Below are 21,699 nucleotides of genomic sequence, written 5' to 3' on the forward strand. Positions count from 1 at the left end.
GTGAGGAGCCCCAGCGGTTACGAGCACTTAGTTCGACGGCGATTGACGCCACGTCCCCATGCCTGCGACCGGCCCGGCTTCAACCCAGGAGGCGAGACCGGTGTAGTCTCCGTAGCTCATCGCGAGACGAAGTGATTCTTCCTGGTTTTTCAGGTCGACCACAACCCAGTCCGCCGGTATACGGCCCCCAACGTTCTCGGATGGTTCCCACCCCAGAACCTCAATGTTGGGCCGTTGCAGCTTCATCACAGGGATGGGGCTCACCGAGAACAGGCGCAGCACGTCGAGCCTGTGGTCGCCGTACCTGCAGATGACTTTCGTCCATCGGTTCTGGTGGTTTAGCAGTGCACTCTTAAACGTGCCGAGGGTACGCCGCAACTGGTTGCGGCGTACCCTCATAGCAACGAAGTAGGCGCCGATCACCACAAGAACAAGAACTCCCAACAGGAGTAGCCCCTGTGCTATCGACATGGTGAATCAGGCTACGGTCGAATCCACGAGCGACGCACGGTCAGCGACAATGGTGACTCGGTTCGAATCGACCGAGAAGAAGCCCCCAGCGGCCTGAATGTGGATGCGAGCGCCATCGACGGGCTCTACCTCCACGTCGCCGCTGGCAAGCAGAGCCATGAGTGGCGAGTGAGAAGGCATGACGCCGATCTCGCCTTCCACCGTGGTTGCTTTCACGAAACGTGCCTCACCAGACCACACGTGGCGGTCTGCTGCGACAACTTCCACATCCAACGTAGCCATAATTACTTGGTGGCCTTTTCGATCTCAGCTGCCTGGCGGTGTACGTCTTCCATGTCACCACAGTTGAAGAACGCCTGCTCTGGCAGGTGGTCAACGTCGCCGTCTGCGATCATCTTGAAGCCCTCGATGGTGTCCTTGATTGGAACCGTCGAGCCTTCAACACCGGTGAACTGCAGAGCGGTGTAGGTGTTCTGGGACAGGAACTGCTGGATGCGACGTGCACGCGAAACGACGATCTTGTCCTCTTCGGAAAGCTCGTCGACACCGAGGATCGCGATGATGTCCTGGAGCTCCTTGTTCTTCTGGAGGATCTGCTTGACACGGACTGCCGTGTCGTAGTGGTCCTGACCCACGTACTGTGGGTCCAGAATGCGGGAGGTCGAGGTCAGCGGATCCACTGCTGGGTACAGACCACGGGAAGCGATCTCACGGGAGAGCTCAGTGGTTGCATCCAAGTGCGCGAACGTGGTTGCTGGCGCAGGGTCGGTGTAGTCATCCGCAGGGACGTAAATTGCCTGCATCGACGTAATCGAGTGACCGCGGGTCGAGGTAATGCGTTCCTGCAGCAGGCCCATCTCGTCAGCGAGGTTCGGCTGGTAACCCACTGCGGAAGGCATACGACCGAGAAGCGTCGAAACCTCGGAACCTGCCTGGGTGAAGCGGAAGATGTTGTCGATGAAGAGCAGAACGTCCTGGTTCTGAACGTCACGGAAGTACTCCGCCATGGTCAGGCCGGTCAAGGCAACGCGCAGACGCGTGCCTGGTGGCTCGTCCATCTGGCCGAAAACGAGGGCGGTGTCCTTAAGAACGCCTGCTTCCTCCATTTCGACCCAGAGGTCGTTACCCTCACGAGTACGCTCACCAACACCGGCGAATACCGAGGTACCACCGAAGTTACGAGCAACACGGGTAATCATTTCCTGAATAAGAACGGTCTTACCAACACCAGCGCCACCGAACAGACCAATCTTTCCACCCTTGATGTAAGGGGTCAGAAGGTCAATAACCTTAATACCGGTTTCCAGCATCTCGGTTGCACCTTCAAGCTCTGCGAAGTGCGGAGGCTTGCGGTGGATTGGCCAGTGAGCGTCGGCCTTGATTTCGTCCTGTTCAACGTCGAGCGCTTCACCCAGAACGTTGAAGATGTGTCCCTTGACGCCGTCACCAACTGGGACGGAGATCGGAGCACCGGTGTCCTGAACGGTGGTGCCGCGAACCAGACCATCGGTGGTCTGCAGGGAGATTGCACGTACGAGGTTGTCGCCCAGGTGCTGGGAGGTCTCGAACGTGATCTTGCGGGTTTCGCCTGCGAGGGTGACCTCACAGGTCAGTGCGTTGTAGATCGCTGGGATCGCGTCGGCCGGGAACTCGACGTCCACGACCGGACCGATCACGCGAGCGATACGGCCGGTTGCGCCCGGCGTCGCGGTCGCTGCCGCTTCGGTAACTTGAGCAGTCATGTCTCTCACTTCGCTGTTATAGCTGGGGTGGTCTTCGGTTGAGGGGTCTTAGCCGCCGAGGGAATCGGCGCCTGCGACGATCTCCGTGAGCTCCTGCGTAATTTCTGCCTGGCGGGCGTTGTTACGCAGTCGCGTGTACTTCTCAATCAGTTCTTCTGCGTTGTCGCCTGCGTTCTTCATTGCACGCTGGCGAGCTGCAAGCTCGGACGCTGCAGCCTGCAACATGGCTGCGAAGATTCGAGAGTCGAGGTAGCGCGGGAGCAGTGCATCGAGCACCTGCTCTGGTTCCGGCTCGTAGTCGTAGAGCGGAAGCAGTTCGGACTCGTCCTGAACTTCTTCTTCGACAACTTCGAGTGGAAGCAAACGGGTCACGTTTGGTTCCTGCGTCACCATCGACTTGAACTGGGTGTACACGAGGTGGATCTCGTCTACCCCACCGTTTTCGTATTCACGCTCGAAGGCCTCGAGCACGGCGGCGCCAATTTCCTGAGCAGTATCGAATACGGGTGCGTCAGTGTTACCTGTCCACACACGCTTGTACTCGCGTCCGCGGAAGTCGTAGTACTGCTGGGCCTTGCGACCCACCAGGTACGTGTCCACTTCCTTGCCTTCTTCCTTGAGAGCCGTGATGAGCTCTTCCGCCTCCTTCATGATGGTTGCGGAGTAGGAACCAGCGAGACCGCGGTCGGAGGTGAAAACCACTACTGCAGAACGCTTAGCGGTTGCCTTCTCACGGGTCAGGACGTGGTCGATTTCGGACTGCGAGGATACGGCAGATACAGCGCGAGTGATCGCGTTGGCATAAGGCAGGGCTGCGGTAACGGCGTTACGCGCCTTGGTAATGCGCGAGGTCGCGATCAGCTCCATCGCCTTGAAGATCTTCTTCATCGAAGATGTCGATGCGATCTTCTGGCGGTAAACCCGGATTTGGGCTCCCATGGATGTCCTTTCATGCCCCGCTGGTGGCGGGCGGCGAACCTTCGATGTCTCGGTGGTCCGCCGCCACCTTCAGCGGATGTGCGATCAGCGCTTCTGCTTGACGATCTGCTCCTGGTTGACGTCCTCGGCCGCGAGAGCATCGTGCTCTTCGTGCCCGGCAGTCACCAGGGTGTCGTGGCCTTCACCGAAGAAGCCACGCTTGAACTCACCGATAGCAGATTCGAGCTCTGCAACGGTCGAGTCCTCGAGCTTGCCAGTCTCAGCGATCGTGGTCAGGATCGAGGTGCGGTGGCGCAGGCTCTCCAGGAACTCAGACTCGAAGCGGTTGACGTCTTCGACTGGAACGTCGTCGAGGTAACCGTTGGTACCAGCCCAGATGGAAGCAACCTGCTCTGGCACGGAGTACGGCTTGTACTGGCCCTGCTTGAGCAGCTCCATGAGGCGTGCACCACGGGTCAGCTGCTGGCGGGATGCGGCATCGAGGTCCGATGCGAACATCGCGAACGCCTGCATGTCGCGGTACTGAGCCAGGTCGAGCTTCAAGGTACCGGAAACCTTCTTCATTGCCTTCACCTGTGCGGCACCACCAACGCGGGAAACGGAAACACCCACGTCGACAGCTGGACGCTGGTTAGCGTTGAAGAGGTCGGACTGCAAGAAGATCTGACCGTCGGTAATCGAAATAACGTTCGTAGGAATGAACGCGGAAACGTCGTTTGCCTTGGTCTCAATGATTGGCAGACCGGTCATCGAGCCGGCACCCATCTCGTCCGAGAGCTTCGCGCAGCGCTCGAGGAGGCGGGAGTGCAGGTAGAAGACGTCACCTGGGTATGCTTCACGGCCCGGTGGGCGGCGCAGCAAGAGGGAAACCGAGCGGTATGCCTCAGCCTGCTTCGACAGGTCGTCGAAGATGATGAGGACGTGCTTGCCGCCGTACATCCAGTGCTGACCGATTGCGGAGCCAGCGTATGGTGCGAGGTACTTGAAGCCTGCGGCGTCGGATGCTGGCGAAGCAACGATGGTGGTGTATTCCATCGCGCCGTGCTCTTCCAAGGTCGACTTCACTGCTGCAATCGTGGATGCCTTCTGGCCGACTGCGACGTAGATGCAGCGAACCTGCTTGGTGACGTCACCCGAAGCCCAGTTTTCCTTCTGGTTCAGGATGGTGTCGATCGCGATAGCGGTCTTACCGGTCTGGCGGTCACCAATGATCAGCTGACGCTGGCCACGGCCGACAGGGATCATTGCGTCGATCGCCTTGAGGCCGGTCTGCAGCGGCTCGTTAACCGACTGACGCTGGGTCACAGTTGGGGCCTGCAACTCGAGTGCGCGGCGGCCTTCAGCCTTGATCTCGCCCTGATCGTCAATTGGCTGACCCAGCGGGTCAACTACGCGGCCGAGGAATTCGTCACCGACTGGTACGGAGAGAATCTCTCCGGTGCGGTGAACCTCCTGGCCCTCTTCAATACCTTCAAAGTCACCCAGGACAACAACACCGATTTCGCGGCGGTCCAGGTTCTGGGCCAGGCCCAGGGTTCCGTCTTCAAAACGAACCAGTTCGTTCGCCATCACGGAGGGAAGACCCTCTACGTGGGCAATGCCGTCAGCTGCCGAGACAACGTGTCCGACCTCTACACGCTCTGCGGAATCCGGGGTGTAGGACTCTGCGAAGGTGTTGAGTGCGTTACGGACTTCCTCGGCATTGATGGTCAGCTCGGCCATCTGCCTCTCCCTGCTCTCTAGATTGGTGGTCCCTACCGGTTTCCTGCCGGTCGAAGGGACGTCATGCTTTTAAAACTACTCGGTTGCGAACTTAGCTTGCGAGCTTGCGGCGTAAATCTGCCAGGCGGCTAGCAGCGGTTGCGTCAACCACTTCATCGCCTACGACAATGCGAACGCCACCTACAACGGCTGGGTCGATCACTTCGTTGAGGCGAAGTTCGCGACCGTACATTGAGTTCAGCCCTGCCTGTAGTCGTTCGCGCTGCGAATCGGTCAGCGGACGGGTCACACTCACCGTAGCGATGAAACGCTGCTGCCGGTGTGCCGCGATTTCGGCGAAGCGCTCTACCAATGCGGTAGGTCGCAAACCGCGAGGGTGAGATACCGCCTGCGCCAACAGTGTGCGGGTCACATCAGATGCCTGTGGAACAAGCTTCTGTGCGAGCTCAACCTTCGCGTCGACTGGTGCCTGCGGATCAGTGAGAGCCCACTGGAGCTCGTGATCGGAAGCGACCAGATCAACGAAACCGAGCAGCTCGGTCTGGAGTTTGTCCAGTCCAGCGGCGCCGTCTGCCTTTTCGGCAACGGTCGTCGCGGTGATGGCGGCGACGAGTTCGAGGGTGTCGCCTAGGTCCCGCTCGGTGGAGAAGCGCGAGCGCGCCAGCCCCTCGAGGACCTCACGAGCCTTATCACCGATACGCTCTCCGAAGAGGGTACGCACCAGGCCAGCTCGGGCTTCCGGTTCCCGCGATGGGTCCGTCAGCGCACGGCGCAAAGCTGCATTCTCGTCGATGACGTTCAGGGCGCCGAAAAGATCGGTCGCCCAGGAAAGCTCGGCGGTAGCGGCCGAAGACTCGAGTGCTGCCAGCGCGTTTGCCAGCGCCTCGTTCGTCGCAGTTGCCATTAGTTCGACGCCCCCTGCTGCTGTGCTTCGAGGTCAGCGAGGAAGCGGTCAACAACGCGCTGCGAACGTGCGTCGTCTTCGAGTGCTTCACCGACGATCTTCGAAGCGAGGTCGGTTGCCAACGTGCCCACCTCAGTGCGGAGGGAGGCCTGAGCAGCAACGCGCTCTGCCTGGATGCTGGCGTGTGCCTGCTCGGTGATGCGTGCTGCATCATCGGCGGCCTTAGCCTTCATCTCAGCAAGGATCTGTGCACCCTCAGCGCGCGCTTCCTCACGGATGCGGTTTGCTTCGGTGCGGGCTTCCTGCAGCTGCTGCTGGTATTCAGCTTTCGCAGCCTCGGCTTCAGCCTGTGCAGCTTCTGCCTTCTGGATGCCACCTTCGATAGCTGCGGTGCGCTCTTCGAAGGTCTTCTCGAACATCGGGGTGGCTACCTTGCCGACGATGATCAGCAGAACCAGGAAGCCGACGAGGGTGACGAGCACCTCCCACCAGTTCGGCAGCAGCGGATTAGCGGCGCCAGCCGCGAGGATCACTGCGTTATCCATGTTTCACCCGTCTTTCTTGCGTAATGGTGCATCAGCGTGGTTTTCCCTTGTGCCTTGATAGCCCAAGGAGAAGTCACGCGATTACTTCCAGACGAACGCGAAGACGAGACCCAGAATTGCAAGTGCCTCGGTAAATGCCAGGCCCATGAAGGCGAGTGGCTGCAGCTTGTTCTGGAGTTCCGGCTGGCGTGCGACACCCTGGATGAAGGCAGCGAACACGAGGCCCACGCCAATACCACCACCGATGGCGGAGAGACCGTAGCCGATGGCGTTGAGGTTTCCGGAGATCTGCATGATTTTCCTTTCACGGTGTCCGCGGTTTGTGAACTGGTTTTAGGGATCCGCGGACAAGGGCGGATGGTCTTCCTTATAACTTTTCGCTATAAGGCAGTTTGTTGGTTGATGCTAGTGGGCTTCCGCGATCGAGCTCTGGATATACACCGCGGTCAGCAGGGCAAAGACGTATGCCTGCAGAACCATGATGAAGATCTCGAAGAGGAACATACCTACTGCACCGATGAAGACGAGCACACCGAGTGGATATCCGTACCACTCACCCATCTTCAGGAACATGAAGTTCATCGCTGAGCCAGCAAGCGCAACGATCATGTGACCCGAAAGCATGGTCGCGAACAGACGCAGCGAGTGCGTCATTGGACGAACCAAGAACGTCGAAACGATCTCGATCGGGATCACAAGGAAATAGAAAGGCCACGGCACACCCGATGGCATGAGTGCGACCTTGAAGTAGCCAATCCCGTGGGTCTTGAAGCCCAGGTAAATCCAGTAGAGGTACACGATGCCGGCTAGCGCGTACGCTGTGCCGACGTGTGACGTGGTGGGCAGTTGGATGAAGGGCACAGCGCCCATCAGGTTGCTGACAAGGACAAACGCAAACAACGCCACGAGGAGTGGTGTGTACTTGCGGAATTCCTTTTCGCCGAGCATGTCACGGCCCACTGAGTTCCGGACGAAGGAGTAGAAGCCTTCACCGAAGAACTGGAAGCGGCCTGGAATCATCTGCCGCTTGCGTGCTGCAGCGACAAAGAACCACGAGAGGAGCAAAACAGTTAGCAGAACAACAAGCATCTGCTTACCAAAACCGGTGCCGTATTCGGCGCCCCACGGGATAATCTCCGGAAGGTGGAGGTCATCGATGGTTGGTGGGGTGAAACCGTCGGAACCGGCGGCTGTGGAAAGCGCAAGCGCGATCAACGCGTTTCCTCTCTAGAAGCTGTACGGCTGTCTCCGCACGAAACTCATCAGTGATGATCATCGTGATGCGCGGAGACTCGTGCTGGGGTTTGGTCTATTTCAGGCGTCCGGCTTCCCGGCGACGGTCCACGTGGTGACGCCATGCGATATAGAGCCCGGCCACGGCACCGAACCCGGCTCCTGCGAACAGTAGCCACGATCGGTCCAGGGCCATACCCGCGAACCATCCTATCAAACCAAAGGCGATGATCCCGCCCAAGAGGTAGGTGATGTATTCGCGTACTGGATGTTCCGCGGCATCTTGCGGCCCGTAGCCGCGTTGTGTCGAATTGAGTTTCTTTTTTGCCATGTTTTCCACTCGCTAGTTGTAGACCCTTTGGCGGACTTTCATAAGCGTGACCATCTCTGCGGCCTGCCACGCGACGAACGCCCCTATAGCGCCTGCGACGGCCCATCCGCGTGAGAACCAGCTTTCATCCGGTTGGATGAGCAACAGGAACCCGAATGCGATGACTTTGACGACGTACGTGATCATGAAGGCTGCAAGAACGGCGTCTGGTTTGGTTTTGCTGACAACGTGCGCCACTAGCAGTGAGATCGCGAAAAACACCATGACGACGACTGCCGCAGCGAACGCTGAAAAGGCACCCGGAAGGCCAGCGAAGATGGCGCCGAGAATCACGATGAGGACTGCTACCCCTCCCCCGGCGGCCGCGGAATAACCCAGGACTTTGAGCCATGGGAACGAGGTCGAGTCCGAAGCTTCGGTAATGAGGTTCGGCTGAGGCTTCGTCATTTAGACGCGTCCCTTCCGTCGAATATGTAGCTTCTTGTGTTCGGCTTCGGTCCGATGTGCGAGGCGGCGTCTAATCCACGGATGGACCGTCAAAATTCCTGCTCCAAGCAACAAAACAGCCCATATCGGCAAAATAATGCCAGCAGGAAGACGGTTGATCAGGATCGCCCCGAATGCGACGATCGCGCTCCACAAATACAAAAGCAAGACTGCGCCGCGGTGCGTGTAGCCGCCGTCGATGAGACGGTGATGCAGGTGCCCGCGGTCGGCTGTAAACGGTGAACGGCCTCGTGCAGCACGCCGCAAAACTGAGAGGAACAAGTCAACCAGCGGCAACGCGATCACCGCGATCGGCAACACAATCGGCATGTAGGCCGGGATGTTGCGGAACCGTTCACCGTCGAGGGCGCGCAGGTCGGCGGTGACCACGATGGTCGCGACCGACATGACAAGGCCGATCATCATCGCGCCCGATTCTCCCATGAAGATCTTGGCGGGGTTGAAGTTATGGATCAAGAACCCTAGCGATGATCCGAGCAGGATCGCCATCAAGAGGGCACCAAGGTTCGCATGGTCATACTGGTTGACCTGCCGGGCAAGCGTGTAGCAATACACGAAGAAAGCAGACGCGCCGATCGCCGCGGTTCCGGCGGCAAGACCGTCGAGGCCGTCAACAAAGTTGATGGCGTTCATCGTCATGATCATCAAGAACATTGCGGCACCGATCTGCCACACGACCGAGTCGATCTGAACCCACCCGACAGGCAGGACCTCAAGCCGAACACCGGAAACCGCCATGATGAGCGAGGCCGCGAGCTGACCGATCAGCTTGTAGTACCAGCGCAGTTCATAGAGGTCGTCGGCAACACCCACGATCAAGATCACGATGAAGGCTAAGGCCAACCCGGCGACCACATCGGGCCGGATGAAGACGCCAGTCAGAAACGGTGCCTGAGTCGAAGCTGCCAGCGCAACGAGGAACGCGAGGATCATCGAAACACCACCGAGTTTAGGGATTTTCTCGGAATGGACGTCGCGGGCACGCACCGGGATATCCGCCATGGTGCGTTTACCTATCGCGCGTAAGACTGGTGTGAGCGTCGCGGATGTCACGAACGCTAGCGCGGCGAGCAGAAGGTAGACCCTCATTGTTCGAGCGTCTCCCCTGGATCTTGTGTGTCCTGCTGGGTTTGCGGAGCAGGGTTGGTTGCCGGAGCAGCGTTGCCCTCGATGTCGAGGATGGTCTGGTCGGCTTCTCGTAGCTTCTCGACGCTGATGGCGCCGGCACGGACGACGCGCGGCGGCGTCACGGTGTAGTCAACAATGGTCGACGGCGGCGCCGGGTCTCTAGGTTCAGTCTCGCTAGGTGCCTGCTCGGTAGGTGCCTGCTCGCTTTCGGAACGCGCAACACCTTCGAGATACACGGCCACCGAGTCGCCCAGCATGTCCTGGGCTTGGTGCGCGCTCATCGCGGCGGGCATTCCCGAGCGGTTGGCGCTCGAAACAGCGAGCGGGCCCGTCTGTGACAAAAGTTCAAGGGCATCTGGATGGTCCGGCATGCGCAACGCGACGGTTCCCCGGGTTTCACCTAGGTCCCACGTCAGCGAGGGTTGCGCCATCAAAATCAAAGTCAACGCTCCGGGCCAGAACTTCTCCGCGAGGGCCACGGCGCCTTCGGGGACGTCCGTCGCGAGCCCCTGGAGTGTTTCTGGACGCGGGATGAGAACAGGCGGCGGCATGTGCCGGCCTCGGCCTTTTGCTGCCAGAAGGGTCGCGACCGCCTGCGGGCTGAACGCGTCTGCCGCGACACCGTAGACCGTGTCAGTGGGCATGACGACCAGACCCCTAGCACCGAGCGTTTCGGTTGCTCGCGCGATACCGTCGGCGCGCTCTTGAGGGTCAGTCAGATCGTATGTAGTGCTCACGCTTCCTATTCTTTCATTCCCGCGGCTGATTCGTTCAGATGATGGCTTCAGCTTCGGTGCGCCACATGATGGTGATGCGGTCCCGGCCCGTGAGGTCAGCTAGCGTTTGCGTGCGGTTGAAGGCTCCGCTTGCGGCAGCGGCAGACCTCAGTTGGGCGCCTTGCTCTTCAGCGTGTTCCATGAGCACCACACCTCCACCGCGTACAGTGCGGGCCGCCAGCTGGAGCACTGCGAATGGGAGGCTCAATCCGTCTCCCCCTCCCCCATATAACGCGGTGTGGGGGTCGAAATGTTGTGTTTCGATGTCGCTGATCGGTGAAGCATCAGGAACATATGGCGGATTGACGCACACCATATCCAGAGACGCCGGTTTGTTTTGGTAATGGGCGAATATGTCAGCTTCGATGAGATCAACACCCGTGCCCGTAAGGTTCCTGCGGGCGTAGGGCGCGGCTTCCGCGCTCGCTTCTACCGCTTCAATGCTGACGAGCGTTTCGGAACCCACTGACGAGGCGCTCACCACACCGGTTGCATTGACCGTATCGGCTGCGTGAGCAGCCAACGCCGCAGCGATCGCGCCCGATCCTGTGCACCAGTCGGCAATCCGAACCCGTTGCGAAGCGCACGTAGCGGCCACCGCCGGCAACAGCTTCAACGCGTGTTCGACCAACACTTCGGTCTCCGGGCGAGGAACGAAAACACCAGGGCCCACTTCTAGCTCGAGCCCATAAAAGCCTGCAGAACCCACAATGTGTTGGAGCGGCTCGCGGCTACAACGCCGCTCAACCAACTGCTCAAATCCTGCCGGTGTGGGTGCCCCGCGAAGCGAAGCGGCCATCAGCTCGCCGCGCGAAACACCCATCGCGTGCGCGGCAAGCCACTGCGCATCGACAGCTGGCGACGAGACCCCAGCCTCAGCGAGCCGGGCACTCGCCCACCCGAGCGCGGCCCCCAGATCCAAAGGCATGGCTCCCGCGTCGGGAGGAGTTGCCCCCGTATCGGAAGGAACAGGCATATCCGCAGGCTCCGGGCGTTTTATTTACCTTCGCCCACGTGGGCTAGGCGTTCGGCTTCATCCATTTCGATGGAGGAATCGATGACGGCCTGCAGGTCACCATCGAGCACAGCGTCGAGGTTGTAGGCCTTGTATCCCGTGCGGTGATCCGCGATGCGGTTCTCCGGGAAGTTGTAGGTGCGGATGCGCTCGGAACGGTCCATCGTGCGGACCTGGGAACGGCGCTGATCGGCTTGTTCGGCTTCGATCTGCTCCTGCTGGTGCGCAAGCAGACGCGAACGCAGAACACGCATAGCGGCTGCGCGGTTCTGGATCTGCGATTTCTCGTTCTGCATCGCAACCACGATGCCGGTTGGCAAGTGGGTAATGCGCACGGCCGAGTCGGTCGTGTTGACGGACTGACCGCCCGGGCCAGAGGAACGGTAGACGTCGATCTTGAGATCGTTATCGTGAATCTCGATCTCTTCAGGTTCATCAACTTCCGGGAACACCAGAACGCCCGCCGCCGAGGTGTGAACACGGCCCTGAGATTCCGTCACCGGAACACGCTGAACGCGGTGCACGCCACCTTCGAACTTGAGCGCGGCGTAGACGCCTTCGGCTGGCTCACTGCCGGTGCCCTTGATCGCAACCTGCGCGTCTTTATAGCCGCCCAGATCAGATTCGGTAGCTGAGAGCATTTCGGTCTTCCAGCCGCGGTTTTCCGCATAACGGATGTACATTCGCAGCAAGTCGCCAGCGAACAGAGCGGCTTCCTCGCCGCCTTCGCCGCCCTTGACTTCGAGGATCGCGTCGCGGCCATCGTTAGGGTCACGCGGGATCAACAAACGACGCAGTTTCTCTTCGAGCTCCGGGATCTGTGCCTCGAGCTCTTTCGCTTCCGCCGCGAACTCTTCGTCAAGTTCAGCCATCTCGGCAGCGGCCTCGTGGTCTTCGCGGGCCTGCTCAAGCTTGTTGTGCGTCTCGACGATGGGGCGCAGTTCAGCCGAACGGCGGCCTAGCTTACGCGCCATCCCCTGATCCGAGTACACGTCCGGGTCAGAAAGCCGCTTCTGCAACTGCTCATATTCGTCCAGGATCGCTTGGATCGGGTCGTTCGTTTCACTCATCGTGTTTCCTACGTTCATTGGCTCGCGGTGGTCTGCTATAAAGCACCAGGTCTTAGTACACCAGGGTAGAACAAACGCTCCTTGTGGGAGGCACGTCGTGTGCCTCCCACCAGGAGCGTTGTTACGCGGCTACTTGCCGTCCAGAGTGGTGCGGTTGACCACCATCAAGAATTCCGCGTTCGATGCGGTTTCCTTGATCTTGGTCGTCAGAAGTTCAAGTGCCTGCTGCGGTTCGAGGCTCGAAAGCACGCGGCGCAGACGCCACATGATCTTGAGTTCCTCAGGCGAAAGCAGGTTCTCTTCGCGGCGGGTCGAGGACGCGTTGACGTCCACGGCCGGGAAGATGCGCTTCTCGGCGAGGCTGCGCGAGAGACGCAGCTCCATGTTGCCGGTGCCCTTGAACTCTTCGAAAATGACCTCGTCCATCTTGGATCCGGTTTCGACCAGGGCGGTCGCGAGGATCGTGAGCGATCCACCGTTTTCGATGTTGCGTGCGGCACCGAAGAAACGCTTCGGAGGGTACAGCGCTGCCGCGTCGACACCACCGGAGAGGATACGGCCCGATGCTGGTGCGGCCTGGTTGTAGGCGCGGCCCAGGCGGGTCATCGAGTCCAGGAGAACCACGACGTCGCGACCCTGCTCAACGAGACGCTTAGCGCGTTCGATCGCGAGTTCAGCAACGGTCGTGTGGTCTTCGGCAGGGCGGTCGAACGTCGAAGCGATCACTTCGCCGTCCACGGTGCGCTGCATGTCGGTCACTTCTTCAGGACGCTCATCAACAAGAACCATCATGAGGTGAACCTCAGGGTTATTCTTCTTGATCGAGTCAGCGATCGACTGAAGGATCATCGTCTTACCAGCCTTCGGCGGGGAAACGATGAGGCCACGCTGGCCCTTACCGATCGGTGCAACGAGGTCGATGATGCGCGGACCAACCGACTTGGCGCCGGATTCGAGGCGCAGGCGCTCCTCCGGGTAGAGAGGAACGAGCTTGTTGAAGTTCACGCGCTCTTTGTTCTCATCAGCCGGAACACCGTTGACGGTCGCGAGCTTGATGAGCGGCGTGTAGCGGTTACGCCTGTTGTTGCCGTTGTAGCCCTCGTTGTTGTTTTCACCGTCACGTGGGGCACGGATAGCGCCGACGACGGCGTCACCCTTGCGCAGGTTGTACTGGCGAACCTGCTTCATGGTTACGTACACATCGTTCGGGCCAGGCAGATAGCCGGAGGTCCGGATGAACGCGTAGTTATCCATGACGTCGAGGATGCCGGCGACTGGTGCGAGCACGTCGTCCTCGGTGAGCTCGGTGTCCTCAACCTCGATCTGGTTGCGGCCGCGGTTGCGACGATTGTTGCGCTGGCGGTCACGGCGGTTGTTGCGCTGATCGTCGTTGTTGTTATCGCGGTCACGTCCACGACGGTTGCGACGGTTACGCTGATTGCGGGTTTCTCGACGGTTACGGCCGCCCTCGTTATTCGAGTCCTCGGAGGAGTCCTCACCCGATTCACTCTCGTTCTGGCGCTTCTCGGAGTGGTTCTTCTCGGCGTGGTTCTTCTCGTCATGCGACTTGTCACCGTCGCGGGACGAAGAGTCCTCGCCAGCTTGCTTCTCCCCCTTCAAAGGGGCACCAGCAGGAGCCGCGGACGAGCGGCGACGACGGCCGCGAACAGAACGTGCGGACTCATCAGCAGAGTCAGCGTCCTTAGCCGAAGCATCAGACTTCTTTGCGGAAGTAGACTCACCCTCAGAGGTTTCAGCCTTAGCGGCTTGACCCTTCTTAGAGTCCTTCTTCTGAGTTTCGTTCTTAGCTTCCTGCTCGGCTTTTTGAGCCTTCTGAGCTTCTTCCTTCTTCTTAGCGGCCTCACGGTCAGCCACGGCACCGCCACGCTGATGATCCTGAATCTTGGCCACCAGGTCAGCCTTACGGAGGCGACGGGCACCAGTGATACCCAGCTGCGAAGCCAATTCTTGAAGCTGAGCCAACTTCAAGGAAGACAGACCTCCAGAAGCCTTCTTCGCTGGAGCCTTAGCTTTCGTTTCAGTCTGTTCAACAGATGCGCCGGTGTTCTCGGCGGTGGTTTGGGACACGAAGGTTCCTTCCCCTCGTCACATGCACACTTCACGCAAATCGCTTGTCGAAGCTGTGCTTATTGGGAAAATTTGGTCATACTGGACCCCAGAAATGAAGGTCACAGCAAAGGGAATCACACAAGACACATCACCGGTAGCTAAGCCTTACCCGTAGCTACGCCGGGACGGAGGAGGATCCCCATCCACCCGATGAATGTTCCTTTCACACGTCAGCGCGCGCACGCTTATGACGCCGGAACTTCGGTGGAACATGTATCTCATACGCTCATCAAGCGTTCCGATACACCTCAACCATAACACCTCGCTCGTCGAGACCAGGCATAAACACGTCCCAGCCACCTCCCGAGGTGTTCTCTTTCAAAACCTTTAACGCTGCGTCTGCATGGATTTCACCATGTGCCAGCACCAAGACCGTTGGCCCGGCCCCTGAAATCACGGCTGCGCACCCTGCCGCTCGCGCGGCGCGCACCAGTTGCGCCGATTCTGGCATCGCTTCCTCGCGATAACGCTGATGCAACCAATCCCGGGTAGCCCTCATCAGACAACGCGGATCCTGCGTGATCGCATATGTCAAAAGCGAGGCACGGCCAGCGTCAGCAGCCGCATCGGCATGATCCACAACCGCCGGCAACAAACTGCGTGCAGCATCCGTGGACAACGTCGTCTCCGGAACCGCGACCACAGGCGTCAACTGCGCGTGAACCCGCGCCGCAACCGTGGAAAACTCGCCTCCCGCAACGGGACTCAACGTCGCCCCGCACCCTACAGCCGCATCGGATTCCTCACCAGCCGCGCTGGCTTCGTCAACAGTGCGCGGCTCAGACAGATCGACCGCGTCCTCAGCGAACGACATCGTATAGCCGCCGTATACCGCCGGCGCGACGTTATCCGGATGTCCTTCATAATGCGCCGCGAGTTGGAACAAAACGTCACGTTCCCGGTCAACATCAAAACCGGCCAAACCCGCCGCCGCGAAAACAGCGCTCACGATCGCCGCAGCGGAAGACCCTTGGCCGCGGCCATGCGGAATCCGGTTCTCAGCAACCAGCTCAAGACCAACCGCATCCACCACATCGGCGGCAACGCCAAGATCAGCCCACGTGCGGCGCATCGTCTTCACAACAAGGTGAGACTCATCCCGCGGCAACGTTTCGGCGCCCTCGCCGGTCATCTCAACCGAAACACCCGGCTCCTGACGCGTGCGCACCATCAAGCGATCGCCGTAACCGAGCGCAAGCCCCAGGCTGTCATATCCAGGCCCCAGGTTAGCGCTGGTAGCGGGGACGCGTACCGTCACGGCGCGGCCCGCCACCAGCATCAAACGACCGTGCTCATCACGAACCGGCTCAACGTCACACATCATGGCTACGCGTCGCCGCCAGCCTCGCCTGCAGAAACCAAGCCCAAAGCCTCAGCAACCGTATGCACATCGAACGGCAACTGACGCGGGGCCGCTTCCTCAGCCGGCGCAGACTTCACGGCCCACTCCGGATCCTTGAGGCCATGGCCCGTCACGGTGATCACAATCGTCTTACCCTGCGGCGCCTTGCCCGCGCGGTGCATCTTCAAAAGGCCAGCAGCGCCCGATGCGGAAGCCGGCTCAACAAAGACCCCCTCACGCGAAGAAAGCCAGCGGTGAGCCTCAAGAATCTGCTCATCGGTCACGGAATCGATCAGGCCGCCGGACTCATCGCGGGCCGATTCAGCCTGCTTCCACGACGCCGGGTTACCGATGCGGATCGCGGTCGCCACGGTCTCTGGCTCAAGCACAGGGTGGCCCTTGACGATCGGCGCCGCACCCTCAGCCTGGAAACCCCACATGATCGGGGTCTTGGTCGCCACCGGCTCGAGCACCTCACCGTGATGGTTCTCGGTCTTGTTCGCGTACTCCTTGTAGCCCTTCCAGTACGCGGTGATATTGCCCGCGTTACCGACCGGCAAGAGGTGATAATCAGGGGCGTCACCCAAGAAGTCCACGACCTCGAACGCACCCGTCTTCTGACCCTCAATGCGGTTCGGGTTGACCGAGTTCACCAGGAACACCGGATACGACTCCGAAAGCTTCCGCGCAACGTCGAGGCAGTTATCGAAGTTGCCGTCAATCTGGATGATCTGCGCGCCGTGAGCGATCGCCTGCGAGAGCTTACCCATCGAGATCTTGCCGTCCGGAACCAAAACCGCACACGTCAGCCCAGCCTGCTTCGCGTAAGCCGCCGCGGAAGCCGAGGTGTTACCCGTCGAGGCGCACACAACGGCCTTGGCGCCGTCGTTCACGGCGGCCGTGATCGCCATCGTCATGCCGCGGTCCTTGAAGGAACCGGTCGGGTTCATTCCCTCGACCTTGAGGTAGACCTCGTTACCGGTCTCTTCCGACAAAGCCGGCGCATACACCAGCGGTGTTCCGCCTTCGCCGAGCGTAACGATGCGATCGTCCTTGCTGATCGGTAGGCGGTCTGCGTATTCGCGGATCACGCCGCGCCACTGGTGAGCCATTTAGGCTTCTCCTCCTTCAACGCGCAGAACCGAGGAGATGCCCCGGACCACGTCCAATTTCTTAAGGTCTTCAACGGTCGCCGCGAAACCGAATTCCTGGGCGGCGTGAGTAATGAGGCGCAGCAGAGCGCGAGGCTCACCGGCTTGTTCCGCGTCCTCAACCGCGAGCGAGTCCTGCTTCATCGATTCGATCGAAACGCCGTGCTGAGCGAACGTCTGGGCGATCTGAGCGAGAACACCCGTGGTGTCGTCAGCCTCGATGCCGATCGCGTAGCGGGTCACGGTGTCGTCAATCGTGAGGGCTGGTAGGCCTTCCGGAAGGGTGAACGGCTGGACGGCGGTTCCGCTGATGCGTTGACGCACGGCGGTCACGACGTCGCCCATGACGGCCGATGCGGTAGGGGCCCCGCCTGCACCGGCACCGTAGAACATGAGCTGGCCAGCGTTTTCAGCTTCGACGAACACCGCGTTAAACGCGCCATGTACGGCAGCGAGCGGGTGTTCGCGTGAAATGAGCGCTGGGTGGACGCGCATGCTCACGCCGGTCTCGGTCTTGTTGACGATCGCGAGTAGCTTGATGACCTGGTTGTTCTCCTGGGCGGCCTTGACGTCGCCCGCCGTGACGGAGCGGATGCCTTCCGTGTACACCTGGTCGATCGTGTATGGCGTTCCGAATGCGTAGGTCGCAAGGATCGCGGCCTTGGCGGCGGCGTCGTGGCCGTCGACGTCGGCCGAAGGGTCCGCTTCGAGGTAACCCAGAGCGGAGGCTTCCTCCATCACGGCATCCAGCGACGCACCTTCGCGGTCCATCTTGTCGAGGATGTAGTTGGTTGAGCCGTTGACGATCCCCATGACTGAGGTGATGTTGTCGCCGGCGAGGGATTCGTAGATCGGGCGCAGGATCGGGATCGCGCCGGCCACGGCGGCCTCATAGAACAGTTGCGCCCCCTTTTCGCGTGCGAGCGCGTTGAGCTCCGCGCCGGATTCCGCGATGAGCGCCTTGTTCCCCGTGACCACATCCTTGCCCGCGGAGAGCGCCTCAACGATGTAGCTCTTAGCCGGTTCGATGCCGCCCATGAGTTCGATGACGACATCCGCATCGGCGATGGCTGCTGAAGCATCCGCGGAGATGATGCCGCGGTCAATCCAGGGGCCGCGGTCGGCTTCAGTATTGCGAACCACCACGTGGCTCAACTCAAGCGAAGCCCCGGTCTTTTCCCGCAGAACGTCCTGATCTTGACGCAGAATTCGGGCAACCTCGGCCCCAACAGTTCCGGCGCCCAGCAAGGCTACTTTCAATGTGGTGGTCATAGGTTGTTGGTTCCTCAATTCTTCGTCTGCTAACTCATCTGCTGAGTTTTCGGTCTGCTCGATGCGGTGGCGGGCCGATGGTGGGCGTGGCTCGGTGATCGTGGCTTTGGAGGCCTGGCTAGTTCTGAAGCCCCAGGTCGCGCGCGTAGAGGTCATCGACTGTTTCGCCACGCACGATGAGCCGGTGCTTACCGCCCTTAACAGCAACAATGCCAGGACGAGTGAGCATGTTGTAGTTCGATGACAAAACGAAGCAATATGCGCCGGTCGCAGGGACGGCCAGGATGTCGCCCCGCATGACGTCGTTAGGTAGATACACGTCGCGGACCACGATGTCGCCGGATTCGCAGTGTTTCCCAACAACCCGCGAAAGAACCCCAGGCGCGTGAGATGTGCGTGAGGCGAGAATCGCTGAGTAGTCGGCGTCGTACAGCACTGGCCGTGCGTTATCTGACATGCCGCCGTCCACGGAGACGTAGCGGCGGGCGGCCGACTCCCCTGCCTCGGTTTCGACGGTAACGTCCTTGATGGTCCCGACACTGTAGAGGGTTACGCCGGCGGGGCCTGCGATGGAGCGGCCCGGCTCGATCGAGATGCGCGGGCACGTGATGCTGAGGCGCTCGGTTTCCTCGCGGATCACCGCGGCTATTCCGGCGGCGATCTCGTGTGGTTCGCGTGGGCTGTCGGCTTCCGTGTAGGCAATGCCGTAGCCCCCGCCGAGGTCGAGTTCAGCGAGTTCAACGCCGTGAGTTTCCTTGACCCACGCGATGAAACCGAGCAGACGGCGGGCGGCTTCCTCGAAGCCTGCGGATTCGAAGATCTGCGAACCGATGTGGCAGTGAAGCCCGATGAGCTCGATGTTCTCGGCCTCGAGAGCTTGTGCAACTGCCTGCGCAGCCGTCGAGAGCTCGGCACCTGGTCGCGGCGTCATCGAGAGACCGAATTTTTGGTCTTCGTGCGCGGTCGCGATGAACTCGTGGGTCGAGGCGTGAACCCCCGGGGTCAACCGCAACATGACAGGAGCGGTCGCTCCCCGACTTCCAGCTATCTGATTGATGCGCTCGATCTCCTCGAGCGAGTCAGCGATGATACGACCCACACCAGCGTCGATAGCGCGCCGCAATTCCGCATCGGACTTGTTGTTGCCGTGCAGACCGATGTGCGTCGGATCAGCTCCAGCCGCCAGCGCGAGCCCCATCTCGCCCCCGGACGCGGTGTCGATGCGCAAGCCTTCTTCGGTGACCCAGCGGACCACGTCGCTCGTCAGCAGAACTTTGCCCGCATAGTAGACGTCCGCGCCACCGCACAGATCACTGAAGGCCGCATCGTACGCTTCTTTGAAAGCGCGGGCACGGGTGCGCAGTTCGTCCTCGTCGATCACATAGATCGGCGTCCCGTACGTCCGCGCAAGAGTCTCCACGGAAACCCCGCCCAGCACGAGCTGCCCCGAGGGGTCACGACGAGCTGACCGCGGGAACAGCCGCGGCGCGTTAGGGCGTTCGAGGTCGCTGAAGTTCTCTGGGACCGTCAACCATTCAGGCGCCAACGGCGATGCATGTGTTGTGCTCATCAGGGTCCTTCACATGGGGTCTTTCGCAGTGATGCTAGTTGGCCCGTGTCGATTCGTACCGCCTTGTTACGGGAGGTGTCGCATCTTTTCTGGGTCACATCTTTTCTGGGGCGCTTACGCCGAGCAGTTCGAGCCCGTTGGCGATGACCGTGGTGGTCGCGTCGTTGAGCCACAAGCGGGTGCGGTGCACATCTTCGACCGCTTCGTCACCGACTGGGGTGATGCGGCATGCGGCGTACCACGTGTGGTACGCGGCGGCCACGGATTCGATGTGGCGAGCAACGCGGTGTGGTTCGCGGCGCTGAGCTGCGGCCACGACAGCCGATGGGTAGGCGGTGAGTGCCGCGAGCAGGTCGTTTTCTGCTGGGTGGTTCAGCAGGCTCGCATCGAATACGGAGCGGTCGACGCCGCGGTCGGCAGCCGCGCGGGCCGCCTGCCGGGAGCGTGCGTGGGCGTACTGGATGTAGAAAACAGGGTTTTCGTTGGTTGCGGTACGCAGGACCTCTGGGTCGAGGTCGATCGGCGAGTCCGCTGGGACGCGTTCAAGCGAATAGCGCAGCGCGTCGGTTCCGAGCCATTCGATGAGGTCTTTGAGTTCGATGATGTTGCCGGCGCGCTTGGAGAGGCGCGCGCCGTTGACGCTCATGAGCTGGCCGATCAGGATTTCGATGTTGGCTGCGGCATCGTCGCCCGCTGCGGCTGCGATGGCTCTGAGGCGGCCGATGTAGCCGTGGTGGTCTGCACCGAGCAGGTAGATCTTCTCGGCGAAGCCGCGGTCTCGCTTGTTGAGGTAGTACGCGGCGTCTGCCGCGAAGTAGGTTGGTGCGCCGTTGGCGCGGATCAGGACGCGGTCCTTGTCATCACCGAATTCGGAGGTGCGTAGCCAGGTGGCCCCGTCCTCTTCGTAGACGTGGCCTTGTTCTTTGAGGCGGGCGACGGCTTCTTCGATTTTGCCCTGGTTGTGCAGGTCGGATTCGGAGAAGTAGACGTCGAAGTGCACACCGAAGTCGGCGAGGGTGTCTTTGATGTCTTTCATCTGCAGGGCGTAGCCACGTTCGCGCAGAACCGGCAGGGCTTCGGCTTCGCTAAGGTCCTTGACGCTCGGGTCTTCGGCGAGGATCTGCTCGGCCATGTCGCCAATGTACTGGCCCGGGTAGCCGCCTTCTTGGACTTCGAGGCCGTGCATGCGTCGATAGATCGACGTTGCGAAAACGTCCATCTGGGAGCCAGCGTCGTTGATGTAGTACTCGGCGGTGACGTCGGCGCCGGATGCGCGCAACATGCGCACGATTGAATCGCCAAGGGCGGCCCACCGGGTGTGGCCGATGTGGAGCGGACCGGTTGGGTTCGCGGACACGAACTCCATGTTGATGTTGTGGCCGGCGAGCGCGTCGTTGTTGCCGTAGTTTGCACCGGCTTCGACGATGGTGCGCGCGATCTCGGCGGCGGCCGCGGTGTCGAGGGTCACGTTGATGAACCCTGGGCCTGCGATGTCGACCGAGGCGACGCCCGGGGTTGCGGAGAGCTTGTCGGCGATCATCTGCGCGAGCTCGCGTGGCGCGAGCCCGGCTCGCTTACCGAGTTGGAGGGCGATGTTGGTCGCCCAGTCCCCGTGGTCACGGTTCTTTGGTCGCTCTACCTTGACGGTTTCTGGCAGGTCGACGTTCAGCTGCCCTTCGTTGCTGAGGGCGGTGAGGATCTCGGTAAGGTGCGCGGAAAGCTGTTCTGGAGTCACAAGGCTTCATCCTACCGAGGCTGAGCCTGTGTTGCATCGCGGGGTTTGCAGATGTGTCACAGCGCGGCAGATGTGACGGTTCCGGGTGGGGCGCATTCGCTCGCGTGCGTGCTGGG

At 60.6% G+C, this 21,699-nt stretch carries 21 protein-coding genes; all 21 read right to left on the minus strand.

Annotation, left to right across the window (positions count from 1 at the left end):
* Positions 1–27 precede the first annotated feature (27 nt).
* The 21 genes from JOD50_RS10130 to argS all read right to left on the minus strand — a co-directional run bounded on the left by JOD50_RS10130 (position 28) and on the right by argS (position 21,583).
* Positions 28–471, minus strand: coding sequence for a DUF2550 family protein (locus tag JOD50_RS10130; protein WP_204881428.1), 444 nt, complete (start codon positions 469–471; stop codon positions 28–30).
* 6 nt (positions 472–477) lie between these two features.
* Positions 478–753: a F0F1 ATP synthase subunit epsilon gene (locus JOD50_RS10135; RefSeq protein ID WP_109303383.1), complete on the minus strand. Its 276-nt coding sequence runs from the start codon at positions 751–753 to the stop codon at positions 478–480.
* A gap of 2 nt (positions 754–755) precedes the next feature.
* The gene (atpD, locus tag JOD50_RS10140) at positions 756–2,213 is read right to left on the minus strand and encodes a F0F1 ATP synthase subunit beta (protein WP_101629512.1); all 1,458 of its coding nucleotides are present in this window, start codon (positions 2,211–2,213) and stop codon (positions 756–758) included.
* A 48-nt stretch (positions 2,214–2,261) separates the two neighbouring features.
* Positions 2,262–3,152, minus strand: a complete 891-nt coding sequence (locus JOD50_RS10145) for a F0F1 ATP synthase subunit gamma (RefSeq protein WP_204881429.1) — start codon at positions 3,150–3,152, stop codon at positions 2,262–2,264.
* A gap of 84 nt (positions 3,153–3,236) precedes the next feature.
* Positions 3,237–4,874, minus strand: coding sequence for a F0F1 ATP synthase subunit alpha (atpA, locus tag JOD50_RS10150; RefSeq protein WP_204881430.1), 1,638 nt, complete (start codon positions 4,872–4,874; stop codon positions 3,237–3,239).
* 91 nt (positions 4,875–4,965) lie between these two features.
* A complete protein-coding gene (locus tag JOD50_RS10155) occupies positions 4,966–5,778 on the minus strand; it encodes a F0F1 ATP synthase subunit delta (protein WP_101629515.1) in 813 nt (270 codons plus the stop codon).
* Positions 5,778–6,323, minus strand: coding sequence for a F0F1 ATP synthase subunit B (locus JOD50_RS10160; RefSeq protein ID WP_204881431.1), 546 nt, complete (start codon positions 6,321–6,323; stop codon positions 5,778–5,780). Before JOD50_RS10160 ends, JOD50_RS10155 begins: the two co-directional genes overlap by 1 nt.
* 81 nt (positions 6,324–6,404) lie before the next feature.
* On the minus strand, positions 6,405–6,617 hold the full coding sequence (gene atpE, locus JOD50_RS10165) for an ATP synthase F0 subunit C (RefSeq protein ID WP_204881432.1): 213 nt from the start codon (positions 6,615–6,617) through the stop codon (positions 6,405–6,407).
* Positions 6,618–6,728: 111 nt separating this feature from the next.
* Entirely contained in the window at positions 6,729–7,538 is an 810-nt protein-coding gene (atpB, locus tag JOD50_RS10170) for a F0F1 ATP synthase subunit A (protein ID WP_101629517.1), read from the minus strand.
* 94 nt (positions 7,539–7,632) lie between these two features.
* Positions 7,633–7,887 carry a hypothetical protein gene (locus tag JOD50_RS10175; RefSeq protein ID WP_204881433.1) on the minus strand — a complete coding sequence of 85 codons (255 nt, stop codon included), beginning with the start codon at positions 7,885–7,887 and terminating at the stop codon, positions 7,633–7,635.
* Positions 7,888–7,899: 12 nt separating this feature from the next.
* Positions 7,900–8,334: a Cg1360 family ATP-synthase-associated protein gene (locus tag JOD50_RS10180; RefSeq protein ID WP_204881434.1), complete on the minus strand. Its 435-nt coding sequence runs from the start codon at positions 8,332–8,334 to the stop codon at positions 7,900–7,902.
* Positions 8,335–9,483, minus strand: a complete 1,149-nt coding sequence (locus JOD50_RS10185; protein ID WP_204881435.1) for an MraY family glycosyltransferase — start codon at positions 9,481–9,483, stop codon at positions 8,335–8,337.
* Entirely contained in the window at positions 9,480–10,259 is a 780-nt protein-coding gene (locus JOD50_RS10190) for an L-threonylcarbamoyladenylate synthase (RefSeq protein WP_204881436.1), read from the minus strand. The genes JOD50_RS10185 and JOD50_RS10190 overlap by 4 nt, the downstream gene beginning before the upstream one ends.
* A 34-nt stretch (positions 10,260–10,293) precedes the next feature.
* Positions 10,294–11,226: a peptide chain release factor N(5)-glutamine methyltransferase gene (gene prmC / locus JOD50_RS10195; protein ID WP_204881437.1), complete on the minus strand. Its 933-nt coding sequence runs from the start codon at positions 11,224–11,226 to the stop codon at positions 10,294–10,296.
* A 68-nt stretch (positions 11,227–11,294) separates the two neighbouring features.
* Positions 11,295–12,383, minus strand: coding sequence for a peptide chain release factor 1 (gene prfA, locus JOD50_RS10200; protein ID WP_204881438.1), 1,089 nt, complete (start codon positions 12,381–12,383; stop codon positions 11,295–11,297).
* Between the two features lie 129 nt (positions 12,384–12,512).
* A complete protein-coding gene (gene rho / locus JOD50_RS10205; RefSeq protein ID WP_204881439.1) occupies positions 12,513–14,471 on the minus strand; it encodes a transcription termination factor Rho in 1,959 nt (652 codons plus the stop codon).
* A gap of 271 nt (positions 14,472–14,742) precedes the next feature.
* Positions 14,743–15,837 (minus strand): homoserine kinase, encoded by a 1,095-nt coding sequence (thrB, locus tag JOD50_RS10210; RefSeq protein ID WP_204881440.1) that lies wholly within the window; start codon positions 15,835–15,837, stop codon positions 14,743–14,745.
* A 2-nt stretch (positions 15,838–15,839) separates the two neighbouring features.
* On the minus strand, positions 15,840–16,967 hold the full coding sequence (thrC, locus tag JOD50_RS10215; RefSeq protein WP_204881441.1) for a threonine synthase: 1,128 nt from the start codon (positions 16,965–16,967) through the stop codon (positions 15,840–15,842).
* Positions 16,968–18,278, minus strand: a complete 1,311-nt coding sequence (locus tag JOD50_RS10220; protein ID WP_204881651.1) for a homoserine dehydrogenase — start codon at positions 18,276–18,278, stop codon at positions 16,968–16,970.
* A gap of 118 nt (positions 18,279–18,396) precedes the next feature.
* A complete protein-coding gene (gene lysA / locus JOD50_RS10225; RefSeq protein WP_204881442.1) occupies positions 18,397–19,848 on the minus strand; it encodes a diaminopimelate decarboxylase in 1,452 nt (483 codons plus the stop codon).
* Positions 19,849–19,942: 94 nt separating this feature from the next.
* Complete coding sequence (argS, locus tag JOD50_RS10230) at positions 19,943–21,583, minus strand: arginine--tRNA ligase (protein WP_204881443.1); 1,641 nt, start codon at positions 21,581–21,583, stop codon at positions 19,943–19,945.
* Positions 21,584–21,699 lie beyond the last annotated feature (116 nt).

It is taken from the genome of Pseudoglutamicibacter cumminsii (genome assembly GCF_016907775.1).
Lineage (GTDB): Bacteria > Actinomycetota > Actinomycetes > Actinomycetales > Micrococcaceae > Pseudoglutamicibacter > Pseudoglutamicibacter cumminsii.